The organism is Bradyrhizobium sp. AUGA SZCCT0431, assembly GCF_018131065.1.
In the GTDB taxonomy this organism is placed as follows: Bacteria; Pseudomonadota; Alphaproteobacteria; order Rhizobiales; family Xanthobacteraceae; genus Bradyrhizobium.
Window position 1 is genome coordinate 104,239 of sequence record NZ_JAFCLR010000004.1, and the last position, 15,830, is coordinate 120,068.

11 protein-coding genes are annotated in these 15,830 nt (G+C 56.3%); 6 read left to right on the forward strand and 5 right to left on the reverse strand.

Annotated elements, in window-relative coordinates; all coding sequences use genetic code 11:
- Positions 1 to 163: 163 nt before the first annotated feature.
- The 3 genes from JQ567_RS04925 (at position 164) to JQ567_RS04935 (ending at position 3,640) form a co-directional block, all read left to right on the forward strand.
- Entirely contained in the window at positions 164 to 739 is a 576-nt protein-coding gene (locus JQ567_RS04925; protein ID WP_212437751.1) for a dTDP-4-dehydrorhamnose 3,5-epimerase family protein, read from the forward strand.
- A gap of 196 nt (positions 740 to 935) precedes the next feature.
- Positions 936 to 2,228, forward strand: coding sequence for a class I SAM-dependent methyltransferase (locus JQ567_RS04930; protein ID WP_212437752.1), 1,293 nt, complete (start codon positions 936 to 938; stop codon positions 2,226 to 2,228).
- Positions 2,229 to 2,365: 137 nt separating this feature from the next.
- On the forward strand, positions 2,366 to 3,640 hold the full coding sequence (locus JQ567_RS04935; RefSeq protein WP_249165249.1) for a DUF4910 domain-containing protein: 1,275 nt from the start codon (positions 2,366 to 2,368) through the stop codon (positions 3,638 to 3,640).
- Positions 3,641 to 3,665: 25 nt separating this feature from the next.
- Here JQ567_RS04935 and JQ567_RS04940 read toward each other — a convergent pair whose 3' ends face one another.
- From JQ567_RS04940 to JQ567_RS04955, 4 genes are all read right to left on the reverse strand, one after another.
- Positions 3,666 to 5,666 carry an HlyD family type I secretion periplasmic adaptor subunit gene (locus JQ567_RS04940; protein ID WP_212437754.1) on the reverse strand — a complete coding sequence of 667 codons (2,001 nt, stop codon included), beginning with the start codon at positions 5,664 to 5,666 and terminating at the stop codon, positions 3,666 to 3,668.
- A gap of 54 nt (positions 5,667 to 5,720) precedes the next feature.
- Positions 5,721 to 7,907, reverse strand: coding sequence for a type I secretion system permease/ATPase (locus JQ567_RS04945; protein ID WP_212437755.1), 2,187 nt, complete (start codon positions 7,905 to 7,907; stop codon positions 5,721 to 5,723).
- A 279-nt stretch (positions 7,908 to 8,186) separates the two neighbouring features.
- Entirely contained in the window at positions 8,187 to 9,320 is a 1,134-nt protein-coding gene (locus JQ567_RS04950) for a radical SAM protein (protein WP_212437756.1), read from the reverse strand.
- Between the two features lies 1 nt (position 9,321).
- A complete protein-coding gene (locus tag JQ567_RS04955) occupies positions 9,322 to 10,695 on the reverse strand; it encodes a glycosyltransferase family 4 protein (RefSeq protein ID WP_212437757.1) in 1,374 nt (457 codons plus the stop codon).
- Positions 10,696 to 11,004: 309 nt separating this feature from the next.
- On the opposite strand from JQ567_RS04955, the gene JQ567_RS04960 reads away from it, so the two are divergent.
- The 3 genes from JQ567_RS04960 to JQ567_RS04970 all read left to right on the forward strand — a co-directional run bounded on the left by JQ567_RS04960 (position 11,005) and on the right by JQ567_RS04970 (position 15,399).
- Positions 11,005 to 12,264, forward strand: a complete 1,260-nt coding sequence (locus tag JQ567_RS04960; protein WP_212437758.1) for a glycosyltransferase family 4 protein — start codon at positions 11,005 to 11,007, stop codon at positions 12,262 to 12,264.
- Positions 12,265 to 13,056: 792 nt separating this feature from the next.
- Positions 13,057 to 14,085, forward strand: a complete 1,029-nt coding sequence (gene galE / locus JQ567_RS04965) for a UDP-glucose 4-epimerase GalE (protein WP_212437759.1) — start codon at positions 13,057 to 13,059, stop codon at positions 14,083 to 14,085.
- A gap of 1,155 nt (positions 14,086 to 15,240) precedes the next feature.
- Complete coding sequence (locus tag JQ567_RS04970; RefSeq protein WP_212437760.1) at positions 15,241 to 15,399, forward strand: hypothetical protein; 159 nt, start codon at positions 15,241 to 15,243, stop codon at positions 15,397 to 15,399.
- A 40-nt stretch (positions 15,400 to 15,439) separates the two neighbouring features.
- Here JQ567_RS04970 and JQ567_RS04975 read toward each other — a convergent pair whose 3' ends face one another.
- The gene (locus JQ567_RS04975; RefSeq protein ID WP_212437761.1) at positions 15,440 to 15,745 is read right to left on the reverse strand and encodes a hypothetical protein; all 306 of its coding nucleotides are present in this window, start codon (positions 15,743 to 15,745) and stop codon (positions 15,440 to 15,442) included.
- Positions 15,746 to 15,830 lie beyond the last annotated feature (85 nt).

Below are 15,830 nucleotides of genomic sequence, written 5' to 3' on the forward strand. Positions count from 1 at the left end.
AACTTGATCGACCTCAAATTATGAGCTTTTCGAGTCCATAGGCTCAGGTACGCCCTTCGGTCCGCCCCGCACACCAGGCAGGGCTGAGATGGCAGGGACGGCCCATCGATCACTGAGCGGTTGCTTGATCGGGATCTTACGAAAAAGAACGGGTGCGAGAAGAATGATTTTCGTCGAAACCAGGCTTGCAGGCGCCTACACTGTCGACATTGATCGACGAGAAGACAACCGCGGTCACTTTGCCCGTGTATTTTGCGGAGACGAATTTTCTGCGTACGGACTGAATTTCTCGGTTGCGCAGGCAAGTCTCAGCTTCAATGCAAAACGTGGTACTTTACGCGGCCTTCACTTCCAGTACCCTCCGGCGGCTGAAACAAAGTACGTTCGCTGCGTGAAGGGCGCCGTCTTCGACGTCATTGTCGACCTTCGTCCTGAGTCATCCACATATTTGGAGCACCTGTCGGTTCATCTGTCAGCCGAGAACGGGCGGGGCCTTTATATACCCAAGCGCTTCGCCCATGGCTTTGTCACGCTCGAGGAAGACACCGAACTGAGCTATCTCATCGGCGCATCACACGCGCCGAATGCCGAAGGCGGACTTCGATACGACGACCCTATGCTTGGAGTGGAATGGCCACTCGCCGTGCACGTTATCTCGGAGCGTGACACAGCATGGAAGCCGATTGTCGAGATCGAACACCAGCTGAAATCGCGCATGAGCCTCAATGAGGCCGCGTAGGGTTGACGTATTTTTCGCGAGCGAGTTGCCGCCGCCCGGCAATGGCGGCCGCGGCGTGGTTGCGATTTTATCGGCATAAGTTTTGTCGCAGTCAGGCTGACTTGACGTCTGTCAAGTGGACCGTTTCGGCGAAAGATAGAGTCGATAAGTCGAATGTAATCCGTTGAAGCGCCATTATGCAGAAGAGGAGCCGCTAATGCTGAGCCATGAACCCGCCGTCCAATCACTTGGCGCTTCGGCGACGAGCGTTCAGCGTGCCCACAGCGGATGCCGGTTCTGCGGATCTGAACTCGATCAGGTCTTTCTCGACCTTGGCCTTTCGCCACTCGCGAATTCGTATCTGAAGGAGGAGGATCTCAAAGGGCACGAGCCGAAATTTCCGTTGCGAGTCTTTGTTTGCAGCGATTGTTTCCTGGTCCAACTCGAGGAATGGGAGAGCCCGGAGAATATTTTCGGCGACTATGCCTACTTCTCTTCCTATAGCGAGTCGTGGCTCCGCCACGCAAAGACCTATGTAGGTGCAATGATCGAGCGCTTCGGGATCGGGCCCCAGAGCAAGGTCGTCGAGGTCGCAAGTAACGATGGGTATCTGCTGCAGTACTTCGTTGACCGAGGGGTTCCCGTGCTGGGCATAGAGCCGGCGCGCAACGTTGCCATGGTAGCTCGTTCCAGGGGGATTCCAACACGTGCCGACTTCTTCGGCGAAGCTACTGCGCGTACGTTGCGCAGGGAGGGCCTGCGCGCCAATCTTCTCATTGGCAACAACGTGCTTGCTCACGTTCCAAACCTGAACGATTTCGTCAAAGGATTGAAGGTACTGCTGGCTGACCGGGGCGTCATTACAATGGAATTTCCCCATTTGATGAGGCTATGTGCCGAGTGTCAAATCGACACGATCTATCATGAGCACTTTTCGTATTTTTCCTTCCTCACCGTAGAGAAGATCTTTGCAGCGCATGGATTGACGTTGTTCGATGTCGAGGAAGTGCCGACGCATGGCGGTTCGCTGCGCATTTTTGCGCAGCATGACGTTAGCGGGCGTCATCCGATTTCGGAGCGCGTCAGAGAGCTTCAGGAGCGTGAGATAGCCGCCGGATTCGCCGACCTCGGTGGGTATCTTGCCTTTGAAGAGCGCGCGATGCGGACGAGGCAGAAGCTAATAGAGTTCCTGATAAGCGCCAAGCAGGCTGGGAAGCGTGTCGTCGGATATGGAGCCCCTGCCAAAGGGAATACGCTGTTGAATTATTGCGGCATCACTCCGGATCTTGTCGAGTACACCGTTGACCTCAGCCCGCACAAACAGGGACGATTTTTGCCGGGGACCCACATTCCGATCTTTGAGCCGGAGCGAATCAACGTGACCAAACCCGATTACATCCTCATTCTGCCCTGGAATCTCAAAGATGAGATTATCAACCAACTATCGTTCGCGCGTGCCTGGGGTGCTCAGTTCGTGGTGCCGATTCCGGAGCCGCAGATTATCCGGTAGTCTGATTTCATCAGGTCCCGGGGGTTGTCTAACAGCGAGGTCAGGCGATGCATGGCGGGGTCCGGAGCCCTAATTTCGGGAAGCCCGACGGGCGGCCGACCGACATACAACTATCCATCGACGACGAAGGTCGATCGATGCACCGGTTCATTTCGGAGCTCTATCCGATATGCCGGAGCATCACGGGCGACGGTGTTCGAAAAACCCTCAATTTGATTCTTGAGCATATCCCGCTCACGATCTGCGAGGTGCCGTCTGGCTTGCGGGTCTTTGACTGGACCGTTCCACTCGAATGGAACATCCGGGATGCGTATGTAAAGAACAGCGCCGGACAACGTGTCATCGACTTTCGTGCCAGCAACCTGCACGTCGTCGGGTACAGTGTTCCTGTCCGCGCGCGACTCGGTCTTTCTGAACTCAAGGAACACCTGTTTTCGGATCCCGAGCAGCCGGATTGGACTCCCTATCGCACGTCATACTACAAGCCGACTTGGGGATTCTGTCTGCCGCATAATCAGCTGCTCGCTTTGCCGGAAGACGATTACGAAGTCTGCATCGACTCGTCGCTCGAGCCGGGGCATCTGACCTATGGGGAACTCCTGCTGCGTGGCCGGTCGCCCGATGAGGTGCTGATATCCTGCCACGTGTGTCACCCGTCGCTCTGCAATGATAATCTTTCGGGTATTGCCATCGCAACCGCGCTCGCGAAGCGGCTTGAGAGTATGGATTTGCGATACTCGTATCGATTCCTGTTTATTCCGGGCACCATTGGCTCGATTACCTGGGCCGCAATTCGCCAATCCCATTTGAGCAAGATCAAGCACGGGTTCGTGCTGACATGCGTCGGGGATGGGGGGTCTCCGACCTACAAGCTAAGTCGGCGTGGTAACGCGGAAATCGACAATGCGTGGATGTACGTCCTAAAGCAAAGTGGAGCCGCTTTCGATATTCAGCCGTTTTCTCCATTTGGCTATGACGAGCGGCAATATTGCTCCCCTGGACTTAATCTTCCGGTGGGGTGTTTCATGCGTACTCCTCACGGACAGTTTCCCGAGTACCACACCTCCGCAGACGATATCGATCTCGTGTGCGCGGACTCGCTGGGTGACTCGCTGGCGAAGGCGCTCACAACAATCGACGTCATCGAGCACAACCAAAAATATCTCAATTTGAAGCCATTCTGCGAACCGAAGCTGGGCGACTACGGATTGTACAGCACGATAGGCGGATTCGCTGCCGGGGAGTTTCAGATGGCGCTGCTTTGGTTGCTCAATATGTCCGACGGCGAGAATTCGGTGCTCGACATCGCTACCCGAGCTAATCTGCCTTGGACCACGATCAAGGAAGCGTTGGGCGCCCTTTGCAAAGCCGGTCTGCTGCAGCCGGTCGATCCGGCGGCGTCGGCACAGTAAGTCACACACATCTGTCGGTAACGGCCTATCTCTCCCTCAGGCTTTCCTGTTTGTATCGAAGGAGCGGGGACAGTAGATAGCTTATGATGCTGCGCGATCCGTTCTTGATTTCGACGGTGACCGCCATTCCGGGTGAAAGATTGACACGTTTATTCTCAATTTCCATTTGGGTTCGATCGAGCGAGATCCGCGCAGCATAGACCAGCTCCTGGCCCTTGGGTTCGCTGCTGGTTGTCTCTGCGCCTCGGGGGGCATCACCTGACTTGTCCTGTGATTTGTTGCGGGTAATGGCGTCCTGGGAAATGACGAGTACCTTGCCTTGCAATAGGCCATATCGGGTGAAATTGAACGTGTCGATCTTGATCGCCGCGTCCTGACCGACCTCGACGAAGCCAATGTCTCGGTTCGATATCATGGCTTCGATCTCCAGCCGACTTTCGGTCGGGACAACCATCATCAGCATCTGCGCAGGGGTCACCACGCCGCCGATGGTGTGGACAGCGAGTTGTTGCACGGTGCCATCGATGGGAGTCCTAAGAATCTGCAGGCTCGTGCGCTGCTCGGCCTTGATCACGTCCTGAACCAGTCCCGCTGCCTTTTCCTCTGCCTTGGCCAAGCCCTCGAGCAGGGCGCGCTCATATTCCGCCACCGCTTTCGAGCGTGTCTCCGCCAGCACAGAGATCGCGGCGTCGGCCTCATTGGACCGGCTTTGCTGGATGAGGATTTCCTGTTGTTGACCGACCAGTTCCTGCAATTCGCTCAAGTAGGTGAGCTTGGAGCCCAACTCCTTCTGAAACAATTGCTGGCGAATTTCGACGCGCTGCTGCAGGGGCACGAGCGTAGCTCGCAGTTTCTCGATCGAGGCCTTGAACGTGGTGCGCTCGGCTTCCTTTTGCGCCACCTGTCCGTCAATGGCGCCGAGCTTGGCGTTTTGTTCTGCAACCTGACTGATCAGGAATCGACGATGCATCTCAACAAGGTCGGGTGGTGAATCGTTGGGCGGAATAAATGCAGCGAGCGGATCGCGTTTCCCCGAGAGGGCTGCCTTCAGCCGCGCTACGTCGAAACGGGCCGCCATCAAATCACTCTTCAGGCGCCCGAGATCCGCGGCGCTTATGGTCGTGTCGAGCGTCATGAGGACATCGCCACTTTTGACCAATTGGCCATCACGAACCTCGATTGATCGCACAACGCCGGTCTCGAAAGGTTGGATGGTCTTGGTGCGGCTGCCTGGAATGAGTTTTCCCGAGGCGACGGCGACGATATCGACGGTCCCAAGGCACGCCCAGATCAGGGCGATGCCAAAGATCGCGACGATGCTGAACGCCATTGCGCGCCCAAGTGGGGAGGGTGGACTTTCCACGATTTCGAGTGCGGCCGGCAGAAAGGCTATTTCCTGGGCGCGGTGGCCATTCTCGTCAGGTTTGAATGCTACGATCGCCCGCCCAACCTTGCGAGCATGGCCGGCCAGGACGACGATCGCAGTGCTGCCGGCGGTCGCCTGCGTCGGGTTGGCTTTATCGGTCCCCGGCGTCGCGGCTCTTCGCAGGGTCGTTTGAAGCCGCTCGACCATCGTCCGGGCGGCTCCTTCGGTCCGTCGGCTCCAGGTAGTTGCAATTCTCCGCCAGCGAATGGCGAAGCCGCTCCGCTTTTTCACTAGTATCAGGCGGCCATCCCATAACGCTTCGAAATCAGATCGCGTCATCAACACTGGCCGTGCCGCTCGAGGAACTAGCACGATGGCCATGTCGTCGGTCACCCTGCCGAGTACCAAAAAGCTTCGGTTTCGTTGAACAGCGATTCCCGGCAACGGAAGATTCGATAGCTGCGCCCAGTTCGACTTCAAGCAGCGGGCGGCAAGGCCGATGGTCCTGGCATAGTTGACCATTTCCTCGACACCGACGGGTTGGCGGCCCACGGCTTGTCGAAGCTGTTCGGGATCAGCGCCAACGCCGAGCAAGCGAAGCAATATCTCCAGGACGAAAAAACCGGGATCATCTGGTGAGTTGGTAACGCGTGTTTCCATGCCGTCACCTATGTCGCCGAACTCTAGTTGTGCAGCGATGGGTGAAAAACCGTGTCATAGATGAGGCTCATGAAGGTGTGTCTGAAGCCGGTATAGGCTTGCGTAGCGCCCGCCGGCTTTGATCAGGTCGAGGTGGGAGCCATCCTCGACTAGACGACCATGCTCAATGGTGACTACGCGGTCTGCGATTCGTAAAGCCGAGAGTCGGTGTGCGATGATGAACACCGTGCGCCCTTGGGTAATCTGGGCCATATTTTGCTGGATGATACGCTCGCTCTCGAAGTCCAGCGCGCTCGTCGCTTCGTCGAAGATAAGTATGCGGGGATTGGAGATTAACGCGCGGGCAATGGCGACACGCTGACGTTGACCTCCCGACAGGCCGGTGCCCCGCTCGCCTACGATTGTGTCGTATCCCTCGGGTAGTCCTAGAATGAAATCGTGGGCGCCGGCCAGTGTCGAGGCTGCGATGATGCTTTCGGCGGGCACGGCAGGATCGACCAGGGCAATATTGTCCCTAACCGAACAGTTGAACAACATGTTGTCCTGGAGGACGACGCCGATCTGCCGGCGCAACCGGGCCGGATCGACCTGTGCGACATCGACTCCGTCGATCAGCACACGCCCGCTTTCGGGCAAATAGAGGCGCTGCACCAGTTTGGCCAGGGTACTCTTTCCTGATCCGGAGGTGCCAACAATGCCGATGACTTGACCGGCCGGCACGTCCAGATTGATGTCGTGCAGAATTGCCGGGCCATCGATGCGATATCGGAAAGAGACATTCTCGAAGGTGATGTCGCCGCGAATGGCGGCGAGCGCCATCCTGCCCGGATTATAGGCAGGCTCCGGCGTGGTGTTGAGAATGTCACCCAAACGGGCGATGGAAAGACGTGCTTGATGAAAATCCTGCCAGGTTTGCGCAAGCCGCAGAACCGGGGAACTGACGCGGCCCGACAGTAAGCTAAAGGCGACGAGTTCACCGACCGTAAGATCGCCGTTGATGACGAGTTTTGCTCCGAAATACAGGACAGCTGCTGTCACCAGCTTGCTCACGAATTGAACCGTTTGGCTCGCTGTGTTTCCGAGACTGATCACTCGAAAGCTCGCCGCAACGTAGCCGGCGAGCTGTTCTTCCCAACGCCGCTGCATCTGCGGCTCGACGGCCATTGCCTTGAGGGTCTCTATCCCGGTCACGCTCTCGACGAGGAAGGATTGATTCTCGGCTCCTCGCCGAAATTTTTCGTCCAGCCGTTGCTGGAATAGCGGGGCCGCCACGACCGAGATCCCGATATAGAATGGAAATGACGCGAGGACGATCCAGGTCAACAGGGGCGAATAGAAGAACAGCACGGCAATGAATATGAAGGTGAAGAACAGGTCGATAACCAGGGTAAGTCCGGAGCTGGTCAGGAAATTGCGAATGTTCTCCAGTTCGCGAACGCGAGCGACCGAGTCGCCGACGCGTCTCGCCTGAAAATACGCGATCGGTAACGCGAGCAGATGTCGAAACAGCCGCGCGCCGAGTTCGACGTCGATACGGTTGGTGGTGTGAGAGAAGAGGTACGTGCGGAGCACACCAAGCACCGTTTCGAAAATGGCGATGGCGACGAGGCCGATTGCAAGCACGTCGAGTGTGCTCATGCTGCGATGCACGAGCACCTTGTCGACGACGACTTGAAAAAATAACGGCGAAACCAGCGCGAACAACTGCAGGAAAAACGAAGCGAGCAGGACCTCGCCCAGAAGCCATCGGTATTTGTGAACTGCGCCGAGAAACCACGTGATGTCGAACCGGCGCGAAAGGTCGCTGAGGGTGGCCCGCTTCGTCATCAGCACGAGGCGGCCGTCCCATAGCTGTTCCAGTTCGGTTTGCGTCATGATGGCCGGCCGTGGACTTCCCGGCTCCAGGACGATGACCTTTCCTTCACCGGCTTTCCCGAGCAGCAAAAAGCCGCCGTCGCGCAGGGCGGCTAGTGCGGGCATCGGGGTACTCGGCAGTCTGGCCCAGTTGGTCGTGGTGACACGAGCCTTCAATCCGAAAGCCCTCGCGCAACGCAGCATCTCGGGAAGGCCGATCCGTGCTCCGCCGAACTGATGACGAATCTGCTCCGGATCGACACCAAGCCCTTGAAACCGAAGCATCATGACCAGCGCGATCAGTCCTGGATCAAGTGGTGCACCGGTTGCTTTGCGGTGCTCTTGCACTGTCCTGCTCCCCAAAATGGCGGCTCGCCGCCGCCCCATTCATCCTGTATGCAAACGGCCTCAGCCATCGATCGCATCGAGGCGACCTAAAGGTGCCTCCTGCCGCTTGTTAAGAAGCATCGAGGTACGGCCCGGACTAGGGGCCGACTCGACGCTTATCCGGCATTTCGCCCGAACAAGGGCAGAACCTTGTCGATCTAAAGTCGCAATGTGCCTATCAAATCGGCAGTAAAGCCCCCGAAGTGGCGTTGACCGAACTAGAATTGGCCGGAGCGATGCGTCGTTGTCTCTCGTTGCGAGCCTCGGCGGTTTGCCGAGCTAGTTGTTGATGAAAGTTTTCAGCGGATAATGCTCATCGGGCGTTATCCGTCCTTTGACCAGCCGCGCTTTGACGGTCTTGTCTAGATAGGACACGCGTTTGACGATCGGCGATGGTCTCACGTCTGAGTAATTGATATAGCTGTCGAAGCAGATCGACTTGCCCATCGACACCTTTAGCTTGTTCTTCAGGACCCACAGGAGCGGCTCGTTCTTGGGTAACTGCGGTATGATATTGGAACGCATCGCGGTGCGGGCGGTCGTGACCATCCAGCAGTTCTGATCGCAGCCTGCGACCTTCTGACGAGTCTTCTGAGCAATCTCGCTGTTGAGGATTTCATCCCACGACTGCCGCGCGAGGTTGCCCATCGGGAGATCGGATCGGACGTTGCAAGCCCATACGTCCGACCAGGGATCGATGAAGGCAAAATCCTTTCCAGCGCTGCAAGGAATGAGCCGATCATGGCCGAGGATCTTTTCGATTAGGCCAAGATTGAGATAAGCGCGAAACCAATTCTTCGGCTTGTTACTCCGTAGCATCGCCTCGATTAGTCCTTCGACCTTTCGAGCAACAGCCTTGCGTTCGTAGAAATAATTGTCGTTCTTGTAGAACTGCCAGGCATTATGAAGTGCGGATGTTGCAAGCTCGTAACCTTCGCTTCGCGCGAACTCGTAGACACTGACAAGCTGGTCGACGTTCTCGTCCTGAATGACCATGGCGAAGCCGAGGTCGGTGCCGCCGGCCTCCCTCAGCATGCGTAGCCCCGCGACCTTGGTCGCGAAACCGTCCTTCTCGCCCCGGATCGTGTCGCTTGTTACCTGGTTTCCCTCCAGTGAAAAGCGCACTTTGATATTGGGATACTTCTTGATGATCGGAACGAGCCGGTCAGGGTGTAGTCCGTTGGAAGAAATCTCCATGACCCGGGCTTTCGGGTGGAGAATATCGGCGATCTCAGCGAGATCCTTGCGAAGTGTCGGCTCGCCACCGGACACGTTGAGGTTATCGAAACCTGGCGGCAGTTTCGATAACGTCTCAAGAGAAACCTCCTCCCTGGGATCTGTCGGATTCTTCCAAATATAACACATCTGGCACTTTGAATTGCACCTGAACGTCGAGATGACTGTGAGGTCCATTTTATGGTCCAACCTTGCTGGATGATTTGTTTGCTATGACCAAGCTCTCATAAAGTGAGAGAAGCGACGCTCCGTGTCTCGTGAGCGAATATTGCGTCTCGACAATCCGTCGAGCTTCCCGACCGAGCTTTCTTCGCAAATCGGAATTGTCCAATAGCAACCTTATGCAACTGGACAGTTCCTGCCTGCTCGTTGGATTGAACAGAAAGCCGGTCTCGCCGTCGCGAACGAGTTCTGGAATTCCGCCGATGCGCGCCGCCACGATTGGCTTGGCATGCGCCATCGCTTCGAGTATCGAAAGCGGACTATTTTCGTGCCATTCGGACGGAACGACAACGACAGACGCGTCCCGAAGCCTGGCCTTGAGAGCGTCGCCCGTGAGGTGGCCAGTAAATTCCGCAAGCGAAAAACGCGACTTCAAGTCTTGCAACAATGGCCCTGTTCCGGCGACGACCAGTCGCCACGCCGCATCATCTGCGGCGTGAGCTTGCAGCAAGGTCTCAACTCCCTTTTCCGGCGATAAACGTCCGAGGTAGAGGACGAAGCCGTCATCCTGCCGCGGCACTTCGATGAGGGAGCTGTCGATTCCATTCGGGATATGCACAACCTTGTCCTCGCCGAAGCGGCGGACCACGGCGTCGCGCATAAACCGGCTGGGAGCAATGAACTTGTCAACGCGTTGATAGCTCTTCGCGGCTGCATGATAGCGGGCCTCGGCCCAGAGCAGCGCACTTCGCCCGATCGAACCACCGGCGCAACGTTGTGAGAGCAGGGCGCCAAATCGGCCGTCAGAACATTTTGTGCAGGGTTGGCCGTTTGCGAGCTGGGTATAAACCGGGCACACGGGCTTGTAATCATGAAGTGTGAGAACGACTGGAATTTTTAGCCGTGCCGCAGCGTTGATGATGGAGGGGGTCAACTGGTGGTAGATGTTATGGCAGTGCAAAAGGTCTGGCTTCTCGTCGCGGATCAGGTGGGTAATCTGCCTAACCGCTTCCCGCGAATGAATGAATGAAAGTGCAGACTTGATCTGACCGATCGGAGAATTCGAACGGTAACCCTTCTGCGAGACGAAATAGGAATCATATTTGGACGGAAAGTTGCGCGGGTCGCGCATGGAAAACTCGATAACATCCAAGCCACGCTTCTTCATCAGTTCCATTTCATCGAACATGACGACTTCAGAGCCGCCGTTCAAAAAAAAGAACTTGTTGGCGAGCAGTATTTTCTTGATGGACCGCTCTGGTGAGCTGAACTGCCGTGTGTCCTCGATGGCGGCTAGATCGACCTGGGACGGACTCCACGTCCCAAGTGGAGCCCCAGGTGGCTTTGCGACGATTGTGTCGAGGCCATGATCCGTCGATGGTCCTCTCATGGAGCCAATCCCGCCGCCAACTCACGTTCCCAAACTCCGAACGAGCCATGAACTGCCAGCGCTCGCATCGCGTTTCCTCTGAGGTCGGTGATACGACGATTTTGGAAGACTATCCGCGCGCGGCATGCCGATATTGACGGTCGTCAAGTCAAGTCCATGACCGATGTACAAGATGATATTCCGGTATTCGACGCGTTGGTTAAGGAACGGCCAGCCAATAGGGCGTTCGAGCTTACTTAAGACGATTGATCAAGGCTTCTCGGCCCGAGTGGCGACTAAGACATGGCGTTTCTTACGGGAGGATTTGAGATGAGAAAACGTGAGATCTACATTTTTGGGTTTCGGGGCTTTCCGAATGTTCAGGGTGGTGTTGAGAGCCATGTCGAAAATCTTGCTCCGCAGCTCGTTAAGCTTGGTCATCGTGTGACGGCCTGCTCGCGTTCGCCGTACGCCGATCCGACAGGTGAGAAAGAATGGAAAGGAGTGCGTCTGCTTCGGCTTTGGACGCTGCAGAATACGTATCTCGAAGCGGTGCTGCATTCGCTCGTCTGTACGGTGGTGGCAGCAGTCCGCAGACCGCTTGTCGTGCACGTCCAGGGCATTGGACCCGCGCTTGTTACGCCACTGCTACGCGTTCTGGGTTTACGAATTGTCGTCACGCACCACGGCGAAGATTACAACAGAGAAAAGTGGGGTTGGGCGGCGCGCACGGTCCTGCGCCTCGGCGAGGCGTTGGGAATGCGCTTCGCCCACAAACGAATAGCCATCAGCCGCAGCATCGAGAAATTGATCGCCACCAAGTATGGAAAATCGTGCGAGGTCATCCCGAACGGTGTGGCCTTCTCAGAGTTACCGTCAGAGAATGACAAGATACGCAACCTCGGTTTGGAACCTGGTCGGTATGTACTGACGGTTGGAAGACTTGTCCCCGAGAAGCGGCAACTGGACCTCCTGCGCGCGTTCGCGGATTCGGAGCTGGTAGGCTGGAAGCTGGCAATCGTCGGCCGGATTGATCACAAGAACAAGTATGCCGATCTCCTTGCATCGGAGGCAGCCACGATGGAAAATGTCGTCATGGCCGGCTTCCAGACTGGGGAGGCCCTGCGGCAACTCTACGCCCATGCCGGGTTATTTGTGCTGCCTTCGTCGCACGAGGGCTTGCCTATCGTACTCCTCGAGGCCCTCGGCTATGGCTTGCCTGTGCTGGTGAGCGATATACCCTCCAATCTGGAAGTGGTTGGCGATCCTGGGCACGTGTTTCGCATGGGGGATACTCAGGAGCTAAGCGCGAAAATCACGGCCTTGACCGGCGAGAAGTTCGACGAGGTACAACGCCAGGCGATCAGGCACGATTGCTATCGTCGCTATGACTGGACTGAGGTTGCTCGAAAGACCTCGGCAGCCTACGACGAGCTTATCGACGCGAAATCGGATGACGTGATTGCACGTCCGAAACCGGTGGGGAAGCGGGCTACCAATCTCCGGTTGGGATCAGCTCAAGCCCTCGCTGTGCGCAGTTCGGGAACTCCCGCTGCAGATTCGGTGAGAAAGAGCAACTTACATGGATGAGCGACGTATTTTGTGGCGGGTGACTCAGGTTGGATTTGATTTCACCTTATGGAAAAAAGCCTGACGAACTCACAGCTTTTCGCCGGCGCTCGTATTCAACTGTCCGAGTTGGGGATTGAGCGATGCCGCAAACTTAAGGGGCGCGCTGGAGTGATCGTCAGCGTCAACTCAGGCGGCAGCTCGTTTCGTATTTTGCTCGACGGGCGAAGGCAGCCGCTTACGTTGCACCGAAGCTACGTTGAACCTGAAGCGCAGTCCGGATGTGGTGCCTCATAATCTAAATCGTCAGGGGCTGGGTATTCGTTGTAGAAGCAGTTCGAAAGTCGTCTGGGACATCTGACGTGATGTCGGTGGCCGCTTCCGCTCGCACGAGAATATTTGAAGTTGCCCCAATTGGAGGCGCGCCTAGAGAGCTTCGCAGGGCGAAGACCAATCTTAGCACGTCGGCTGTCATGGACAACACAAGCCGCTATTGAGAATTATCAAGTCTCCCACCAACGTGACCTGTACGATGCAGGTGAGGGGTATTGCGATGCTGGTTGGCTTTCACTGGCTTGTAGTATCGCCGTACGCGCCTCCGTTCCCCGGCCTCCACCATACCGGCCACCACCTTGTTTGGCGTGCTCTATCCCTTTCTGCTTCTGAAACATGTTGGATGATTGTCTTCCAATGGTGATCCAGTTTTGCGTACGCAGGGTGATTTGCAGCCACGCCGCGCTGGCCCGTTCCAAGGGTTGTACCGGACGTGAGATGATCGAGCGCGGTTGGGCGGTGATCCGGGAGTAAAGAAAAATGAGTGACAATAACCGCGTTCTTGTGGTGGGCGGTGCTGGCTATATTGGGTCCCATTGTTGCAAAGCGCTGGCTGCCGCCGGTTATCGACCGGTCTGTTTTGACAATTTCTCGACAGGGCATCGAGATTTCGTAAAATGGGGACCCGTTATTGAGGGTGATATTCACGATCAGTCGCGTCTTGCGGATAGCATCAAGCAGCATGGTGTGATCGCAGTCTTGCATTTCGCTGCGTCAAGTCTTGTCGGGGAGTCTGTCAGCGATCCGCAGAAGTACTATCATAACAATGTGGCAGGAACGCTGTCTTTGCTGCGCGCAATGCGCCAGGCGCAATGCAAGACATTGGTCTTTTCAAGCAGCGGGGCTGTTTACGGAGAGTCGCACCAGGGCTTGATAAGCGAGTCCGAAATACCGCGGCCGGTGAATCCGTATGGCAGGACAAAACTGATTATCGAAGAAATGCTCGCGGATTTTCAGAAAGCATACGCGCTAGCTTCGGCTTGCCTTCGTTACTTCAATGCGAGCGGTGCCGACTTGTCGGGCGATATCGGGGAAGATCACGATCCGGAGACGCATCTAATACCACGCGCGCTCTTGGCCACCCAAGGAAAGATCGATGATTTTGCGATCTATGGAGACGACTACGATACTCCGGATGGCACGGCGATCCGCGATTACATTCACGTCATGGATCTGGCACGGGCCCACATATTGGCACTGAAGTATCTTGTTTCAGGCGGAGCAGGTAGTTGCTTCAACCTAGGCACGGGCCGAGGGCATTCCGTAAGGCAAATCCTTCGTCAAATTTCCACCGAAACCGGGAAGAAGACCTCGTTTGCCATAAAGCCACGCCGTCAGGGAGATCCGCCGGTTCTTGTTGCCGATCCGGCGCGTGCCAAAGCGAGTCTAGGTTTTGTGCCGAAATACTCGGATCTCTCGACAATCGTTCGCTCAGCGTGGACGTGGCATGAACGCGTTCAGCGTGCCAAGGCACGTGAGCCAAAGCAGACCGTCCAATTGTTACTTTAGCGCGTTTCAATGTGCTTGCGTAGCTCCGAATTGAAACGTCGAACGCGAGGTGACTGATGCCAGTTCGTAAGGAAAGTCCAACCGATAGAACCATTCTGCAGCTGAAGTCGGAAGGTCTGAGCTTCCGCGAGATATCGCTTCAGCTTCGCTTGCCGTCAGGATCAGTGGCCAGTCGTTACTATCGCCTCAAAGGTGTTCGACACCCCTCACAGGTCGACCGCGATGATCAGTTGAGAAAGGCAAGGCGTGAGCGTCGTGTAGCTCGGAACAAGGTGAGATCGTCGGCCGCGATTCAGGCTGCGATCGAACTGAGAGGCGGCCTTCCGTTTTCCGTTGCGGTTGGAAAGGCTCGTTCGAAGGGAGCTTCGCTTGAAATGATAGGCCTCTGCTTGGGAATATCAAAGCAGGCACTCCACAAGCAGTGGCAGCAGCGTAATTCATTCGGAAACTGAGGTCGCGAGAGTAAATGTGCGGCTTCACTTGCGATGTGGGCGATCCAAGGAAGAGGATAGCTCGCGTGGCCCTGAGGTTGTTACCGGCTGATGCCCGCTGAATTGTCTTGGCGGCAATCCTGACGCCGTGCCTAGGCCACGAAAACGATCCGAAGAGCCGTCACCTATCGGTTGTCCGGGAGGAGGGCGAGGTTTCGGATGGATGGATCAAGGCCAGGGGGAGGCCCTCCGTGCGAATTAACGATCCACATTGTGATAACAGCCGGATGGCTGAGGTTCAGCGGAGCGATTTTATAGGAGACGCCCAACGGATTTGGTCGACCCCGATTTATGTCGTCCGATTGCAGTTCACTTACGGAACGTTCCCGAGACACAAAGCGGCGGCCACGACTGGGGAAAGTCGAGGCCGCCTAGTCATGGATTAACTATGAGTGCCGGCAGTTAACCGACATGCCATATTAGCTGTCGCATTCCATGATCTATTGACGTTGATCAACTTCCTGCCGATCAAACTGACGCCCGCATGAGCGTAGTGGCAGGACAGAGCCCAACCGCGTGTGTTGCCGATTAGTTGAAGTGGATAACGCGCAGCGGATCTCGCCGACGTTCGATAGCGTTTAGAAAAACGATTGCAATGCAGTCCAGGTGACTAGTGCAAAGAGGATACCAGCGGTCGCGGGCATAGTTCGCTCGATTCCTGCACATGCTGTGCGGCAAGTTCGAGGAGATGATGAGCCGCCATTGTATCCGGATGTTCGTTGGCAAGCTGCTGGCAACGCCGGATCAGGGCGAGCAACTGCGTTTTCTTGGTTTGCGGGCCTGCCATGACCTTGTTATCTCGCTCGACTGCGTTTCGGGCTAGCCAACGGTCTCGCGAGCGATGCTCGGGCCAAAGGTAAGCATTAGAACACGGGCGAGCTCTCTCTTACGCGCTCGCCCAGAATCCATTCAGAGCCGGGAAAGTTGCTCGTGGTACCGGATGAACCGGGAACGGCGGGCGTCATACGCCTGCGGTAACCACACAGTTCGATGACAATTTCCGAGGGTGATGCGTTAACTACCGTGCTCATGACGAGCGCCCCATCGATCAAAAGAATTGGCAAGTCGACGCCAGTTGATGGATAGGAAGATGTGGTGCCCCCGATCAGCCAAATCAGAGTGCCGGTCTCGAGTGTCCAGAAATTGGTGTGCGCCACCCAACGCGACATGCCCACTCCGATGCGTTGGATTTGTGCTTCCATGCCCTTGGCGACGGTCGTATCGAGGCCGGTCTGGTATTCAGCAGGTTAGCAA